This window comes from Halobacteriovoraceae bacterium (assembly GCA_020635115.1).
GTDB lineage: Bacteria > Bdellovibrionota > Bacteriovoracia > Bacteriovoracales > Bacteriovoracaceae > JACKAK01.
Genome location: JACKAK010000001.1, coordinates 391,279 through 407,771 on the forward strand (window position 1 = coordinate 391,279; position 16,493 = coordinate 407,771).

The 16,493-nt window shown below is 33.3% G+C and carries 16 protein-coding genes; 4 read left to right on the forward strand and 12 right to left on the reverse strand.

Translation table 11 applies throughout. From position 1 onward, the window contains the following. Position 1: 1 nt before the first annotated feature. Positions 2-772, reverse strand: coding sequence for an enoyl-ACP reductase (locus tag H6622_01880; protein ID MCB9060255.1), 771 nt, complete (start codon positions 770-772; stop codon positions 2-4). A 176-nt stretch (positions 773-948) separates the two neighbouring features. Here H6622_01880 and H6622_01885 point away from each other — a divergent pair, with 176 nt between their 5' ends. Genes H6622_01885 through H6622_01900 form a run of 4 tightly spaced genes read left to right on the forward strand, consistent with a single transcriptional unit; the run spans position 949 to position 4,781 of the window. Beyond that, a complete protein-coding gene (locus H6622_01885; GenBank protein MCB9060256.1) occupies positions 949-2,088 on the forward strand; it encodes a histidinol-phosphate transaminase in 1,140 nt (379 codons plus the stop codon). Beyond that, entirely contained in the window at positions 2,085-3,077 is a 993-nt protein-coding gene (locus tag H6622_01890; protein MCB9060257.1) for a fumarylacetoacetate hydrolase family protein, read from the forward strand. Before H6622_01885 ends, H6622_01890 begins: the two co-directional genes overlap by 4 nt. Further along, entirely contained in the window at positions 3,064-4,155 is a 1,092-nt protein-coding gene (locus H6622_01895) for a homogentisate 1,2-dioxygenase (protein ID MCB9060258.1), read from the forward strand. Before H6622_01890 ends, H6622_01895 begins: the two co-directional genes overlap by 14 nt. Next, positions 4,155-4,781 (forward strand): flavin reductase family protein, encoded by a 627-nt coding sequence (locus tag H6622_01900; protein ID MCB9060259.1) that lies wholly within the window; start codon positions 4,155-4,157, stop codon positions 4,779-4,781. The genes H6622_01895 and H6622_01900 overlap by 1 nt, the downstream gene beginning before the upstream one ends. A 30-nt stretch (positions 4,782-4,811) precedes the next feature. Here the strand turns inward: H6622_01900 and H6622_01905 are convergent, their stop codons facing one another. The 11 genes from H6622_01905 to H6622_01955 form a co-directional block, all read right to left on the reverse strand. Then, complete coding sequence (locus H6622_01905; protein MCB9060260.1) at positions 4,812-4,976, reverse strand: hypothetical protein; 165 nt, start codon at positions 4,974-4,976, stop codon at positions 4,812-4,814. Positions 4,977-4,997: 21 nt separating this feature from the next. Beyond that, positions 4,998-6,851 (reverse strand): hypothetical protein, encoded by a 1,854-nt coding sequence (locus tag H6622_01910; GenBank protein ID MCB9060261.1) that lies wholly within the window; start codon positions 6,849-6,851, stop codon positions 4,998-5,000. 215 nt (positions 6,852-7,066) lie between these two features. Beyond that, on the reverse strand, positions 7,067-8,779 hold the full coding sequence (locus tag H6622_01915) for a hypothetical protein (GenBank protein ID MCB9060262.1): 1,713 nt from the start codon (positions 8,777-8,779) through the stop codon (positions 7,067-7,069). A gap of 76 nt (positions 8,780-8,855) precedes the next feature. Beyond that, complete coding sequence (gene tig / locus H6622_01920; protein MCB9060263.1) at positions 8,856-10,139, reverse strand: trigger factor; 1,284 nt, start codon at positions 10,137-10,139, stop codon at positions 8,856-8,858. Between the two features lie 118 nt (positions 10,140-10,257). Continuing rightward, entirely contained in the window at positions 10,258-11,028 is a 771-nt protein-coding gene (gene truA / locus H6622_01925) for a tRNA pseudouridine(38-40) synthase TruA (protein ID MCB9060264.1), read from the reverse strand. Positions 11,029-11,043: 15 nt separating this feature from the next. Beyond that, positions 11,044-12,012: a hypothetical protein gene (locus tag H6622_01930; GenBank protein ID MCB9060265.1), complete on the reverse strand. Its 969-nt coding sequence runs from the start codon at positions 12,010-12,012 to the stop codon at positions 11,044-11,046. Continuing rightward, entirely contained in the window at positions 11,990-12,757 is a 768-nt protein-coding gene (gene pssA / locus H6622_01935; GenBank protein ID MCB9060266.1) for a CDP-diacylglycerol--serine O-phosphatidyltransferase, read from the reverse strand. Before pssA ends, H6622_01930 begins: the two co-directional genes overlap by 23 nt. A gap of 9 nt (positions 12,758-12,766) precedes the next feature. Next, positions 12,767-13,126: a hypothetical protein gene (locus H6622_01940; protein ID MCB9060267.1), complete on the reverse strand. Its 360-nt coding sequence runs from the start codon at positions 13,124-13,126 to the stop codon at positions 12,767-12,769. A gap of 353 nt (positions 13,127-13,479) precedes the next feature. After that, the gene (locus H6622_01945) at positions 13,480-14,094 is read right to left on the reverse strand and encodes a hypothetical protein (GenBank protein MCB9060268.1); all 615 of its coding nucleotides are present in this window, start codon (positions 14,092-14,094) and stop codon (positions 13,480-13,482) included. A gap of 5 nt (positions 14,095-14,099) precedes the next feature. After that, positions 14,100-15,638 carry an RIP metalloprotease RseP gene (gene rseP / locus H6622_01950; GenBank protein MCB9060269.1) on the reverse strand — a complete coding sequence of 513 codons (1,539 nt, stop codon included), beginning with the start codon at positions 15,636-15,638 and terminating at the stop codon, positions 14,100-14,102. A gap of 18 nt (positions 15,639-15,656) precedes the next feature. After that, positions 15,657-16,493 carry a phosphatidate cytidylyltransferase gene (locus tag H6622_01955; protein MCB9060270.1) on the reverse strand — a complete coding sequence of 279 codons (837 nt, stop codon included), beginning with the start codon at positions 16,491-16,493 and terminating at the stop codon, positions 15,657-15,659.

Genomic DNA, 16,493 nt, shown 5'->3' on the forward strand with positions numbered 1-16,493 from the left:
CTCAACAAACACCTAATATTGAAAGCCCCGAATCAACATAAAGAATTTGTCCAGTTACTCCATTACTTAAACTCGATGATAAATATAGTGCTGCTCCTGCGACATCACTTTGAGTTACATTTCTTCTTAAAGGGGCCTTTTCTTCAACAACGTTCATAATAGACCGAAAACCACTTATACCTGAGGCCGCAAGTGTTTTAATTGGGCCAGCAGAGATACAATTAACTCGAATCCCGGCCTTACCTAAATCATCGGCCAGATATCTTGCTGACGCTTCAAGAGCTGCTTTTGCAACACCCATGACATTATAATTTGAAATCACCTGCTGTGAACCATGATACGTCATTGCTATCACTGAAGCATTTTCTGTCATCAATGGCCTTAAAGCACGGCACAAACCAATTAAAGAATATGCTGAAATATCACATGCCATCAAAAAGCCATCTCTAGAAGTCTCGCTAAAAGGTCTTTTGAGATCATCCTTATCCGCGAAGGCCAAAGAATGCACCAATATATCAAATTTCCCCCAATTGGCTTCTACTGTTTTGTAGAGATTTTCGTAATGATCATCCTTTGTAACATCCATTTCACAAGTGAAATCAGCGCCAACTTCATTGGCCAAAGGGATAACCCTTTTTTCTAAAGCTTCATTTAAAAATGTAAGTCCTATACTTGCACCCTGTTCTTTAAGTTTCTGAGTGATTCCCCATGCAATACTTCTGTCATTTGCAACACCTAAAACAAGTGCTTTTTTGCCGGCCAATATACTCATAAGTTTCTCCAGTTTTAATTTTGCAAACAATATCAAGCTCGTTTTCTAAAATAAAGGAGAAACATAGGCCAGTTTTCGCTACTTCACAACGCGCCACAGGATATGCAAAGCAATAGTCAATTTAAAAATTCCGGGCCATACTTTATTTTCGTCTGTCACTAACAAGGAAGTGTCATTTGACTGAGTCTGAAAAAAAAGAACTTGTTCCCGAATATATTAAAAACCTCAAAGTATATCAGGCCGGTAAACCCATTGAAGAACTGGCCAGGGAAAAATCTCTTAAAAAAATATCTAAGTTAGCTTCCAATGAAAATCCTCTAGGGCCGTCACCTTTTGCGATTAAAGAAATGACTCAAGGTCTATGGTCTCTTCATCAATATCCAGATATGCATGCATTTAGATTGAAACAGGCACTCTCAGAATTATACAATCTTAAGCATCAAAACATTATTTTAGGGAATGGCTCAGAAGGAATCTTGGCCTATATCGCTAGGGTTTTTGTGCAGCCCGGAGATGAAGTTATTACAAGTGAAGGAACTTTTATTGGTTTCAATATTATGTTTAAAGGACAAGGTGCAAAAATTACGAAAGTTCCACTTACAAAGGATTTTAGATTTTGCGTAAAATCAATTGCTGAAAAAATCACTGATCAAATAAAGTTGATCTATATTGCTAATCCGAATAATCCAACGGGTACATATATTACAAAACATGAATTTGACTACCTCATGAAATATGTCCCCAATCACGTTCTTGTGGTTTTAGATGAGGCCTATTTTGAATTTGCAACTCATGCTGAGAATTATCCAAATTCTATGGACTATAGATATGATAATGTGATCACATTGAGAACATTTTCAAAGGCCTACGGCCTTGCTGGAATAAGGGTCGGTTATGGATTTGGACATGAAACTTTAATCGGTCATTTACATAAAGTAAAACTTCCTTTTGAGCCTAATTACATAGCTCAGTTAGGCGCTTGTGGAGCGATACACGATCGTCCACATTTACAAAGAACTCTCTTAAATAATATGGCCGAATACCAAAAATTGTTAAAATATTTAAAATCTAATGGATTCTCACCTATTGAATCACTTACAAATTTTATATGCTTTCATGTTGGATCTATCCAGGCCAGTGATTGGTTGTTTGAGAAACTTCTAGATCAAGGAGTTATTATAAGACCATTGAAAGGAAATGAATTACCCCATCATATGAGAGTTTCTGTAGGTCTCCCTGAAGAGAACTTACATTTCATGGAGTCTATGGATAATTTAATCTCAGAATTTAGAAAGAAATTTGGAGAAAAGCAATGAAACTTACACAAATAGTGACCGCGAGTGATTACCGAACACAATTATCGATTGCAGTTTTGTATGATGATGAGAAATTTTTAAATCTTAATCAGGCAATGGATGTTTATTTTAAAAGTAAAGGTCATTATAACTATATTGAAAAATCAAACCACAAACTTGTAAATTGCTTATCTACTTTTTTATCTCTTTCATCAAATCCACTTGAAGAAATTTTGGAAATTGAAGAACTCTCAAAAAGTTTATTAAAATCAGGTGATATAAATTTGATTGATTCTAAAAGTTTGACTCTAAAAGCACCTCTACAAAAAATCCCAACTTATCGAGATTTTTATGCTCACGAATTACATGTGAAGAAAGGATTTGAAAAAAGAAATGAACCTATGCCTAAGGCCTGGTATGAAATCCCTGCTTATTACAAGGGCAGTACACTGGGTTTTATAGGGCCAAATCAAGATATTCTATGGCCCTCTTATACAGAAGTTTTAGATTATGAATTAGAACTTGGCATGGTTATAGGAAGGGATTGTTTAAATGTGAAGGCCGAAAAAGCGGTTAAAAATATTTTTGGATTCACGATACTTAATGATATTTCAGCTAGAGATATTCAAAAAAAAGAGATGTCTATTCGCCTAGGGCCTGCAAAAGGAAAGGACTTCTGCAGTGTTATCGGGCCGGTTATTACAACTATTGATGAATTTGAGTACAAAGAACCTAATCTAAAAATGACAGCTAGTGTAAATGACAATATTTGGTCTACGGGATATTCTGGTGATGCTCATTTTTCATTTTCTGAAATGATTGAGCATGTTTCTAAAGACGAATGGGTTGTTGCAGGTGATTTATTTGGGAGTGGCACAGTCGGTACTGGCTGTGGACTTGAACTTGGAAAGTATCCACAAGCTGGGGATCTACTAGAATTAGAAATTGAAAAAATTGGAAAGCTAAAAAATAAAATTAGTACAAATCGAGGATATCTTGGAAACTTTTAAATCAAGTGGAACTGTCACGAAGCAAGCACATGTTAAAATACCAAAAGGTTTATTTGAAGAAGAGCACGGTAGAAAAGGCTTTTTTGGAAGAGTTAGCCAAATATATCATGAAAATCCTCCTGTAAATTGGACAAATATTGAAGGAGATTTAAGGCCAAGATGCTTACCTCCATTGTTTGAAGATAAAAAGCTCGATCAAATGTTCGTAACCATTCTTAGAAACAATGATTGTGAAATCAGTGTTGGAACTTTTATGAATTCATTTGAAAGTTTTTTTAGAAATGCAGACTTTGATGAAGTTTATTTTATTCATGATGGAGAAGGAAAACTAGAAACTATCTACGGTCATTTAAACTATAAAAAAGGTGATTATTTAATAATTCCTAGAGGAACTACTTATAAACTTTATCCGAAGAGTCCTACTAAAGTTTTGAGGATTGAATCGGCCAGTGAATTTGAACAACCCACTCGTGGGATTTTAGGGCCAAATGCTTTATATGATCAAACTGCAATTCGTATACCAGAAGCTGAAATTGGAAGTGAAAAGGGTAAAAAAGAATATGTTCTCAAAATTAAAAGGTTGGGAAAACTTACCAGTGTAACATATCCAAACAATCCATTGGATGCAAAAGGTTGGAAGGGATCTGTTTATCCATGGGCAATTTCAATCTATGACATATGCCCTATCATGAGCCATAGGTATCATATCCCTCCATCAGGGCACAGTACTTTTATTGCAAATAATCTTGTTATCTGCTCTTTTGTTGAGCGTCCCTTAGAAAGTAGTGATCACGAGGTATTAAAAGTCCCATTCTATCATTCTAATATCGATTATGATGAAGTTCTTTTCTATCATAAGGGAAATTTTTTCAGCAGAGATAATATTGATATCGGTTCATTTACCTTTCATCCTCAAGGTATTCATCACGGCCCTCATCCCAAGGCATTTGAAAAAACTATGAATAATGACTACACTGATGAGTATGCAGTTATGATTGATACCCGTTATCCATTGATACCAACTTCGTGGTTTCATGAAGTTGAGATAAGAGATTATTGGAAATCCTGGAGGTCATAATGCTCTCTTTTAGTACAGATGAATCTTTTCAACAGAACTATAAATTTCTCATAGGTTCCTTGGTTCCTAGGCCAATTGCTCTAGTTTCTACTAAGAATGAAGATGGTTCAAATAATTTAGCACCGTTTTCTTTTTTTACCGCGATTAGTGCAAGGCCTATGATTATTGCTTTTTGCCCATTAATTCGAACGAGTACAGGTTTGAAAAAAGATACAGTTATAAATATTGAAAGGACGAAAGAGTTTGTCATTAATTTTGTGAGTGAAGAAATTATTCAAAAAGTGAATTTAACTTCCACAGAAGTACCTTATGGGGAAGATGAGTTCAAGCTCTCAGGTTTAACTCCGTTAGAAAGTGAGATTGTTTCGGCCAACAGAGTTCAAGAGTCTAAAATACATTTTGAATGTAGACTCAGAGATATTTTAAATTATGGAGATGAACCAGGAGCAGGAAGACTGATCTCGGGAGAAGTCGTTAAAGTTCATATAAACAATAAAATATATTCTGAAGGAAAAATTAATACAAATCAATATAAACCAATCGGTCGTGGGGCGGGAAATGATTGGATAAAATGTACAGATATTATTCAATTAGAAAGACTAATGACGGCCCAAATTCAAAAATGAGTTTCAATTTAGATGATTATAAAAGATTGATTATTGGACCTTAGGATTCGTGGGATCGGTAAGATCTAAAATGACTAATCCATTTCCATCTGTTGTTAAAAAACCCTTTGTGCCATCTTTAGATATAACAAGTTCAGATGGAAAACCCTTTATACTCAAAGTTCTTACGAAAGATGGGGAATTTCTGTTAGTCACATCATAAATTGCCAGACCATTTTATCCTGAAGAGACATATGCAAACTGTTCATTATTTGACAAAGTTATGTTAGAGGCATTTGTGGCAGAATTTAGTCCTGTTAAAAGCGTTGGACTTAAAATATCTGAAACATCATATATTTCTATTCCATTATTACCAGCGGCAGCAAAAATGATTCTTTCATCCTTTGAAAGCTTAATATCTTTAACATCTCCTCCTGGCGTTGAGGCGGAACTAAGTGGAGTTGGGGCCGTACTAGAACCATTAATAATTGCTGATATGTCGATAATATTTATACCACTAGTTCTGTTTGCAACGAAAACGGTTTGACCATTTCCTGAAATTTCAAGAGAAAAAGAAGCTCCAAGAGATATATTAGGAGTTACAGTTGGAACGTCAGGATTAGTGACATCTGCGACTTGAACCCCAATATTTGTCGAAACCAATATGTAATTTGGATTCAGTGTGCGCTTAATAAAATTCACCGTGTTGCCCAAAGACTTACTTCCAATTTGTATAGGGTTAGCAGGATCATTATAGTCAATAACTTTAAAAGCATTGGATATATCAGAATAGTAGGCATAATGTTTATCAATTGAAGTAGTAAATGCTCTTGCAATACTATTTGGTCTAAAAGTCTGAAAAACTTTTAAGTTTTTCTCATCACTAAGATCTAACTGAACTATAGCGAAATTGTCATCTCTAATCCAAGCCATTTTCTCATCATCAGAAAGTTCAATTGACCATGTTTTAGAGATTGTCTTGTAGGTAGATAACTCTGAAATTGATGTAGGGAAATTTGAAAGATCAACTGCAACAAGACCATTTTGCTCAACGGATACGATTGCTACATTTTCACTTGGATCAATATCAATATTCAGAGGGTTTCCATGCATATCAAGGTCTTTTACAATTGTTACATCACCTAAATTAGATATGTCATATATTGATAATCCATGTAAACCAAAATTTCCATTATCAGCAACATAAAGATAATTGTCGTCATTTGAAAGTTTGATATCGTTCGTGCTACTCCCTGCTTGTAAATTAAATGTAATATAACTAAAAGAATTAGCTGAAAGGTTCGTTAGGTCCACAACTGTAATGCCAGAGCTATTATTTGAAACAAGTGCCCTACTCCCATCTGAGAGAACTTCTATATCAACCGTTTTGCCAATCAAAGATAAATTAGCACCATATACAGGAGTTGATAAATCTGAGATATTTAGAGAAACTAGTGAATTATTTCCATCAGCTACTAATACATAATCACTATTTGGAACAATTGCGACTTTATATGCATTTCCACTAGTATCGTAACTACTCAAAACCATAGGATTATTAATATCTGAAATATCTAAGATATAAACTCCAATGTCGTCATAAGCTAAAAATGCAGTGGATTCATCAAGAGAAAGTGTCACGCTCTTAAGATTTTCATCTATAATAGAGTATTTTGAAATTTCTCTAATTGATAAAGGATTGCTTATATCAAATATTATTAGTCCATTAAGGTCATCTGAAAGAAATAACCTTCTCCCATCTTTTGAGAGTGTGATACTTATTGCATTTGTTGTTTCGACATGATTAATAGGAAACATATTCGCTGGATCTGAAATATCATAAACCTCTAAACCTTTATACCCTTTAGCAACAAAAGCATATTCTCCATATATTTTTGCATCATTCACAAATCCACCAAAACCATTCATCTTACGAAAGTATTTTGAAGAATCTTTGAGCAGAAGATCTAATTGTTCTCTATTTTGCAAAGATGTTTTGAAAAAAATGTTACAAGAACTTAATAATAAGATGAGAGGTACTACTAATAAGCAAAATTTTAAAGAATGAAAGAGTGTATTTAGTTTTTTCATATATCCCCTCGTAAGTATTCTATCAAAATTCAAAATTTAAATGAGGACAAAAACTTGCATCTCAAGTTAATTTGTAAAATCAACATCTTAAAAAAGAATAAATTATCCTATTGATAGTTGCAGACATTTCAATGTCGTTAAGTTGTGCAACAATTTATTGCCAATTAGCTGAAATTAATGAATTAATGCTTACTTATGAGTACTAGTCCAACTCTTTAGTTATCTTTTTGAATATATTTAAAATAATTACGGATAAAGCTAGAAACTCTGAGATTTTTTATATTTGCATTTTTAAAATAGTAATTTCGATTATAGTATAAGAGAATCCAAGGCAAGTCTTTGAAAACCTCATCTTCAATCTGTTCAAGTAAACTTAGGACTTTTTCATCATCAGTCGAAAATCCTATCTCTGATATAAGTTTATCTACTTTTGTATTCTGGTATTGTGATTTATTTAATCTTAGTCCTGAACTTGGACTTATAAGAAGTTGTAGAATATTTCTTGGATCTGGTAAATCAAATATCCAACCATCAGTAAAAAATTGTAGATGGCCTTCTCGTCCTTCTTTTAAAAATGTTGGGAAATCAATTTCTTTAATCTTGATATTAATCCCAATTTTTGCGAGCTCCTCTTTAAAAAAATGTGATTCCTTAAGAGATTGATCGCTGATACCTCTGGTTGAATATGTAATCGCAGGCAGCCCTTCACCATTAGGAAACCCGGCCTCTTTAAGATAAACTTTAGCTTTTTCTACGTCATAATTTACCGGATTTACTTTGGAAGGGTTATAGCCTTTAGTTCCTGGAAAATATATTGAGTTAGCTCTTTGAGTTGTATTTTGCGTTACAACTGATAAATATCTCTCATAATCAATTCCATATGCTATTGCTTTTCTCAAATTTAAATTATTACCTAAAATTGGATCATTCATATTAAAACTTAACCAAAGAGATGAAAATGAAGGGAAAATTAATAGCTCAATATCTCTTTGCCGCAAGTTCTTTTTAAGTGTACCAATAGGAGTAATATTACTGGCCAAAATAGTCTTAGGAACTTCAATCCAATCCAATTTTTTTTTCAAAAAATCTTCCCATAAAAGTTTGTTATCTTGAATAACTCTCATCCTGATTCCATCTACAAATGGAATTGTCTTCTTTTTGTTTTTAAGAAACTTTCGAGTATGTGAATATCTATCCCCTGTTGTAGGATAAAGGGAGTTTCTGTATCCTGTAAAAGACTTAAAAACCACCTCATTTTTTTTATCAAGTTTTATAGGGATAAAGGGACCTGTTCCTATCATTTCATTTGAGAGTAAATCGAATTTTGCTTCTAAAACTTCAAGCGGAACAGGAACAACAAATGTTAATGCCAGTAAATGTGACAAATCTGGTACTGGGGTGGTAAATGACATTTTTAAAGTATAGTCATCAGGGGCACTCAGACCTGAAATGCTTTCACTAAAAAATAGATCTGTACTTTCACCTACTTTTTTTGAAAATTCATCAAAACCTTTCAGTTTAGATTTAAAAAGCCATAAACCTGAACTCTGAATAGGATTGAAGGCGATTCTCTTTATTTGATTGATAAAATCTTGTGCAATGACAAATCTCTTTTTCCCTTTAAAAATAGGGTGATTATGGTAAGCAACGCCCTTTTTAATTTTTATTGTTGCCTCAGTTTTTAATTCATTCCATATTGGCAAAGATTCAGCGATTAAGGGAATGACTTGATATGGACGTTTCAAATAATGATATTCATAGAGTGGCTCATATGTTTGTGATACTACAGTTAGAGATCCATCATCATAAGCGACAGCGGGATCAATGCTCGTAATGCTGGAAGTTAGTGCTGTTTCAAGAATTATTTCACGTTGAGATAAACAAGAAATATTCAAAAACAATATACAACAACATATGATTCTTAACATATTTTATTTTTGCATGGATTGTATTAATTGTAGACAAAAAAAAGGCCCTCATCAGAGGGCCCTTAGTTTTTTGAAATTATATTACAGTTATTTTTTCTTTAATTTTCTCAAAAGTCTTTTCTTCTTTAATTGCATAAAGCATATTCTTTTTAATATTCTCATTAGATTTATAGTATTTTCTGATTTCATCTGCATTTGAATTCGTCATTGCAGCAGTTTCATCAATTTTATTATCCAGATCTTCATCTGTGGCCTCGACACCATAATCTTTACCAAGTGTATCTAGAAGAAGCCCTGATCGAACTTGAAAAGTAGCTTTTTGAGTTAAGTCATCTGCCCATTTTGAGAAATATTCGTCGGCCATCGTATCCGTAAAACCTTGATACTTTAATGTCTGAAGGAGATCTTTTTTCAAGTATTCTTCCTGTTGTTTAATCATGGTAGAAGGAATATCAAATGGGTGAATTTCAATTAATTTTTCAAGAATTTCTTGATGTAACTTTTCATTGGCCTGTCTTTCTTTTTGTGAAAGAAGCATCTCTTTTGTTTTTTTCTCAAATTCTTCTACAGACTCGTGTCCAAGTTCTTTTGCAAGCTCATCATTAAATTCTGGTAGAATTTTTTCTTTGATTTCATTTAGTTCTATATGAAATTTAACAAGGGCACCTTTTAAATCTTCAGCATGATAATCTTCAGGAAATGTGACTTCAATCGTTTTCTTTTCGCCCTTTTTCATTCCTACCATTTGCTCTTCAAAACCTGGAATGAATTGTCCAGATCCGATTTCTAATTGAAAATCACTCCCTTTCATATTGTCTGGCCTTGAACCATCTTGTAACTCCCCTTCGAAGTTCATGATTGCAAAAAGCCCATTTTGTAATTCTCTAGATTCATCATCAATTTCTTTGATTTCAGCTTTTTGTTGCACATGTGATTTTTTAGAAGTTTCAACCTCTTCATCAGTCACTTCAACATTATCTTTTTTTACTTCAATAGATGAAAAATCTTTGATTTCAACATTGGGGAAGATTTCAACAATTGCGTCAAAATTAATGCTTTCACCTTTTTCGTAATTCAAATTCTCAAATGATGGATAACCTACTGGAGTTAATTTTTCCTCATTTATGGCCTGATAAAATTCTTTTTGGACAAATCTATTTAAGGCATCATTTTCAACTTGTGGGCCATAGAGTTTTTTAATCATGTCTATAGGGGCCTTACCTTTTCTAAAACCTTTTAAATTTGAAGCTTTTCTTTTTTCTTTTAAAGCTGCTTCGATCTCTCCAGAAAGATCAAATTCTTCAAACTTGAAAGAGATTTTTTTTGTGCACCCATTAACATTTTCAACAGTATAAGACATATCCACACCTACATTCCTTATCTATGATACCTGTACGGTTCTTTTGAAATTTACAATGGGTGGAAGCTATTACGGGGTGGGCCAACTGTCAAGAGTTCCACAATTGTAAAGGGACAAATCAATAACTTACATTAACCAAGTAGAGGCCTTGTGGTTGTGCAATGGGAGCACAATGACCTATTTTTTCGACATTGATATAATGCATCAATTCTTCAAGTTCTAATTTTCCTCTCCCTACAGAAATGATGGCCCCACTAATTGCGCGTACCATTTGCTTAAGAAAGCCGTTTCCTTCAAATTCTAAACTGATTACAGAAAGTTTTTTATCAAGATCTATTGGATGACAATATTCTATTTCTCCAACTTTTACACTGTATATCGTTCGTAGAGTAGACTTTACCGGTGTCCCTGTGCATTGGAAATTTCTAAAATCATGTTCACCTTTAAAACACTCACAAGCGAGTTTTAAGAGTTCGAAATCAAGTTTGTAATTTATATGAGTAAGGTAGTGATTATAGAATGGATCTACACTCCCACTGTATAACATATATCGATAGAGCTTCTTTTTTGCTTGGAAGATTGGATGAAACTCTTCATTCGAATCACAAACACTCAAAACCTGTATATCATCTGGAAGGAGTGAATTTAGAGCTTTTAATAAAGCAATATCTTCAATGAAAAATGGCACTTGAATACGTACGATTTGTCCTAGGGCGTGAACTTTTGCATCCGTACGGCCTGACCCGATACTTTTGACTGTATCAGTTTTAAATATACAACATAGCACTCGGTCTAACTCTCCCTGTATGGTTGGACAATCAGGTTGATTTTGCCATCCAAAATAATTTTGCCCATTGTAAGAAATGCATAATTTTTTAAAAAATTTCATAAGGGAGTATATATACTAAAGATACTCAAAGGAAAAACCAATGCCGTATGACATTCCTTTAACTGAAAGATTTTCATTCTTAAAACCATTATAAACATTCATTCGAGCAATTAAATTGAGAAACATACCAGTAATGTCAAACTGATCATACATTTTCTGTCCATCATTTACCCAAATTTTATTTAAATTGATTTTAAATCTCCCTTCTGCATAATAACCTGTGCCGATTTGCTTGTAGGTCTTATCTGAGTCTTCATCATCTAAATCTGTTCTATTTTGCCAAACTCCAAGAGCACTAGCACCACCAACAAACGAGAGTTTTAACCAATTGTAAAGAGGGAGTTCGACACCAAGACCAATATCAAGTGGTAGAGTCCACAGAAATAGGCTTGTTCTGCTACTTACAGTACTTGCAGAATCTGCAAATCGAGCATGACCTTTATTGTATCCTAGTCCCATTTGTACATTTAAAGTCATCTCAATATATGAACGAAAAAGAAAATAATCAAAGCCGAATTTAAGCATGGCCGGAAACTCTGGATCAGAGGCGTCTTCGCGAAAAACCTTGTTGAAAAGATCATTGGTTGAGGTGTAATCGAAAGTATCTTTAAATAAAGAGAAACTAAAAATTTTGCTTCCTGAATATTCGTATTCAGCATAGAGTTTTCTATTGTTAATCGTTGGATAATTTGAATTTGTATTTATAACACCAGGAGGAAGTACTCCAATTTGTTTTTTTGATTTTGGATTTTTAATAATTTTTTCTGATTCTTCTTTGCCAAGTTGATTTGTAACAGAAGCATCTTTATTGATCTTGGGGTAATTTTTTATCTCTTTAGTTTTGGAAGGGTCGAAATTCTTGTACATCCTATCAAATACAGACGTATCTTTAATTTGTCCGCCAAGATATTGATCGGCAAAGCTAACTGCAGGAATGGCGAAAAATAATATTAGATAAAATCTAGTTTTCCCATCTAAGTACATCTGATAATTCACCTCTGTGAAATAAAAAATAAATCACACTTCCAACTACATATAAATTTATAAATAGTATGAAAGTGAATGTTTCATAAATCGCAGTGAGACACATTACAAACAAGATTATTGCAAAGGTCTGCTTTTTATGTTTTCGCACCCATTCTGAATTCTTAAATGATGGAAATGGGAAGCTTGTAATCATTAATATAGAATATATAAATACATAGATTGCAACCGGAATGTTATATTTTAGTAAAATTGGAAATTCGGTAGTTAAAAGTACAAGACCTATAATGGCAATAGCTGCTGATGGTATGGGAAGACCTTGAAAATAATTTGAATCTACTTTTGATATATTGGCATTGAATCTTGCAAGCCTCAATGCTCCGCATAGCAAGTATATAAATGCCACCAGTATTCCAATGCGTCCAAGCGGTTTTAGAAATTGGTGATAAATTATTAGTGAAGGTGCTACTCCAAATGAGATTACATCAGAGATTGAATCAAATTCTTCTCCAAAGTGGGATTGAGTACCGGTAAGTCTAGCGATACGGCCGTCAACACTATCAAAAATACTACCAAGGATAAGTATGATTGATGCATAATAATACGAACCTTTAAGTCCCAAAAGAATGGACATAAACCCACAGGCCATATTTAGTGCTGTAAAAATATTAGGTAGGAAAAATACAAGTTTTGATTTTTTGGTTCTAGAATCTTGATCGGCCAATTCTTCCGATGGACTATTCATAATTATTCCTTATTCTAATGATCCTTTCCTATTGGCCAAAATGGTTTCAGTAGATTTAACCCACTCACCCTGTTGCACAATTATCTCATAATTCACAGGAATGTATATTAGGACAGATCCGCCCAATGGAAAAAAGCCTAAGTTTGCTTGTCGGTTTCCCCTATCTCCAGGCAATGACCAAACTTGCGCAGCTCCACCAAAAGGGCATTGGACAAATTGTAATGCAAAATACTCAGAAAATTTGTTTAAAAAACGAACATATTGCCCATTGGTACGATTATCTCCTTCTAAAGTTATTTTGAAAAATCCAGACCTAAAGACTTTTGTAGGAAATGGGGTGTCCCGCCTATCGAAAACCTCTGCACTCATGGGTAGATAGATGCCACTATTTTGCCCCCAATAATTAGCGATTCGAATGACTTGGTAAGAAACTTTATCATCCTCAATCCTGACATTTTTAGAAATTGATATTATTCGGCCATCTATAGGTGAATAGAAAAAATCTCTTTTGGAAATTAGCGGATCTGTATTGAGTTTTGTATTTTTTTTTCGAAATAAAAAAAGAAAAAGACAATAAAGAGAGAAAACAAATAGAAAGTGAAAGATTGTTAAAAAAAGAAGGCACAGCAAAAAAAGGGCAATAAATTTATAGTGGGTGGTTTTTTTTAAGTAAAACTGAAACATAAAAAGAAGATACCACGTGTTGGCCCTCAGTGAAATTATTATTTAATAGAAGGTTTAAATTCTTCTTCGATATCACGAAAATAATATGGTGATCTACGTAATTTTTGTATGAGAAGCATTTTAAAGAAGTTTTGCGAATTATTTTTGACTAATTCAAAAATACTAGAAGTACTTAAATTATCAAGATTATTGCAAGTAAAAATTTCTAAGTTTGACTTTTGGTACTGGACATAAAATTCTTGTAGATCAGAATGTGCAAAGATCTCTTTATGTTCTTTTCCATCGTTCCAAATGTAGGAAAAGTATTCTTTTTTAAAAGCATTCTCGATCCAGACATAAGAATTTTTTCCGCACAATCTAGGAACTTCAAAATGGTAAAATGAAAATACGTCGATGGACTCATTTTCTAATGTTTTAGCCAGTCCTTCTGAAACTCTCATTCCTGTATATGAACCAGGGCCTGAACAAGTAAACAATGCCTTTATCTCACTCATTTTACAGTTGTGATTTTTAAGAAGTTCGTAAGTTCGTTCATGGAGAGAGTCAGATGTTTTGCGATTTTGGGTTTCTAAGAAATCAATCCACTGAAGGTTTTCGGAAAGAAGTCCAAGTTTAAGTTCATTTGTTGTATCAATGTAAAGATAAATACTCATATCGTTTAAAAAAAGTTGTTGAAATCATTAAATAGTGCCACAAAAGTCAGAACGAGCAGTAAGGACAAACCAAATTGCTGGGCCATCATCATTTTTTTTCTTGATAGAGGTCCTTTATTGATAATTTCACATACAATAAACATTATATGCCCTCCATCCAAGACAGGGATTGGCAATAGGTTAATCATCCCGAGATGAACTGAAATCAATGCCATGATTTGAAAAAAATACGTCAAGCTTATGTGGAAATAATCTGAGGCAACTTTTCCAATGGCCACTGGCCCACCAACTGATTTAATTGACACTTTGCCAGTTACTAAGTTTTTAATCCCTGTAAAAATTTTGGTTGATGATTTCGTTGTTTCTAAAAAAGCACCAGTCAAAGAACCAAAAAAGCCTTTAGGAGGTGTTTTTATTCGATTAGGTTCAACAATTATAGCAGCACTACTAATTCCAAAAACTTTTACGTCTTTGTCCCCTCTTTTTTCAATTATTGGAGTAAGTTTAAAATTAATCATTTTTCCATTACGAATTACTTTTAAATCAACTGGGGAAGAGTCTAATTTTTGAACTCTTTCACTGAAAGATTCGAATCCATAAATTCTTTTTTCGTTGAGAGAGTAGATCAGGTCTCCTCCCTCGATACCGGCAGAGTAAGCAGGATATCCTTTTACAGATCGTTTGATGACGAGATCATTTGTAAAATATTTTTTATCTATAAGCTGTTGTCTTAAGTTTGTTGATTCAAATTCATCAATTTTATTATTGTTTTTATCAAATAATTGAACTTTATTAACATTCTTGAGTTGGGCGTAAAAGGAAATTAATTCAAAAGGAATTTCGTTTCCATTTACTTTTAAAGAATAACTCTCACCTTTTTCATTAAAGATAATAGGAGATATAAAAAAAGCAGGATATTTGGCGAATTCAAATAGAAAATCTTTGCTGCTCATGTTTACTGGAATTTTGATTTCTTCACCAAATCTAATGATCGTCATTGTTTGTATTATTTCTGTACCATCAACTGCAATATCAGTAGGGTAAATTAGCCCATGGCCATTGACCTTATTGATAACATCTCCGGACATAAAACCTTTTTCATATAGTAAAGAATTTTGCTCAATCACACCCAATCGAATTTCTGGAACTTCTTCTCCATTAAAGAGAAGTCCAAAGAAGAGAATATAGGCCAGAATGAAATTTGCAAGAGGTCCACCAAAAACAACCCAAAATCTTTCCCTTTTTGTTTTGTAGGTATAAGCATACTTTCTTTGATCTAATGGAATATTTTCCATTGTAAATGGATCATCTCCATACATTTTAACATATCCACCAAGAGGAATGGCAGAAAACGCGTATTGAGTTTCTGAACGTTTCCACTTAAAAATCTTTGGCCCAAATCCAATTGAGAACACCTCAACTCTAACTCCGAAAAGCCTCGCAAATATAAAATGTCCTAATTCATGAAAGAAGACTAATGGACATAAAAACATAATAAATATTGCGATTCTCTCAACATATACAGGCATCATTTCAATAGTCATGAATTATATCCTTTTCAATTAAGGTTTTACGGATAGTATAAAACCATATGTAAAAAGCGCAAAAAAGGGCGCTACAAACAGTAAACTGTCTATCCTATCATACACCCCACCATGCCCAGGAATCAAAGAAGAACTGTCTTTAATCGAAAACTGACGTTTTATTTTTGATTGGATAAGATCTCCAATTTGAGATAACAGCCCGAAAATACAGTATGTCACAAATAATTGAATATTTGATCTATTAAATGTTAAGAATGTGACAATAAAAGCAGTTAATCCAGATGTAAGCATTCCTCCAATCAGGCCTTCAATTGTCTTATTAGGACTAACTTCTGGCCAAAGTTTTTTATTTCCAAAGTTCTTACCAAAAAACCATGCCCCTGTGTCCATTCCAAAATTAATCATAAAAAGAATTAAAGTTAATTTTCTCCAAACATCAAAATGAAAAATAGTACTCAAAGCTATAAATGAGCTGCTTACGTAAATGCTTGGCGCAATTGGAAACTTTCTAACTAGATCTTCAATAAATGTCTTTTCAATATCTGAAGCAAAAAGATAGATAATAAGTAATAGATTTAAGAAAATTGCAAAATTTATAATATATTGTTTATAAATGTCTTCTGCACCAAAAAAATTAACATAAATAAAACTAACGATTAAAATTAATTGCCCAAAAAAATAACTTTTTGAGAACCTTTGCTTCGCTAAAAAATTCGTATAAAATTCATCGAGTGTAATCATTCCAATAGTTAAAATTAGTCCTAATGTCGCTCCTGATCCCAAGTAGATACAGACTCCTAGTATAGAAACTAACACTAGTGCTGAAATAATTCTAAGCTGAGTATTACTTTTCAT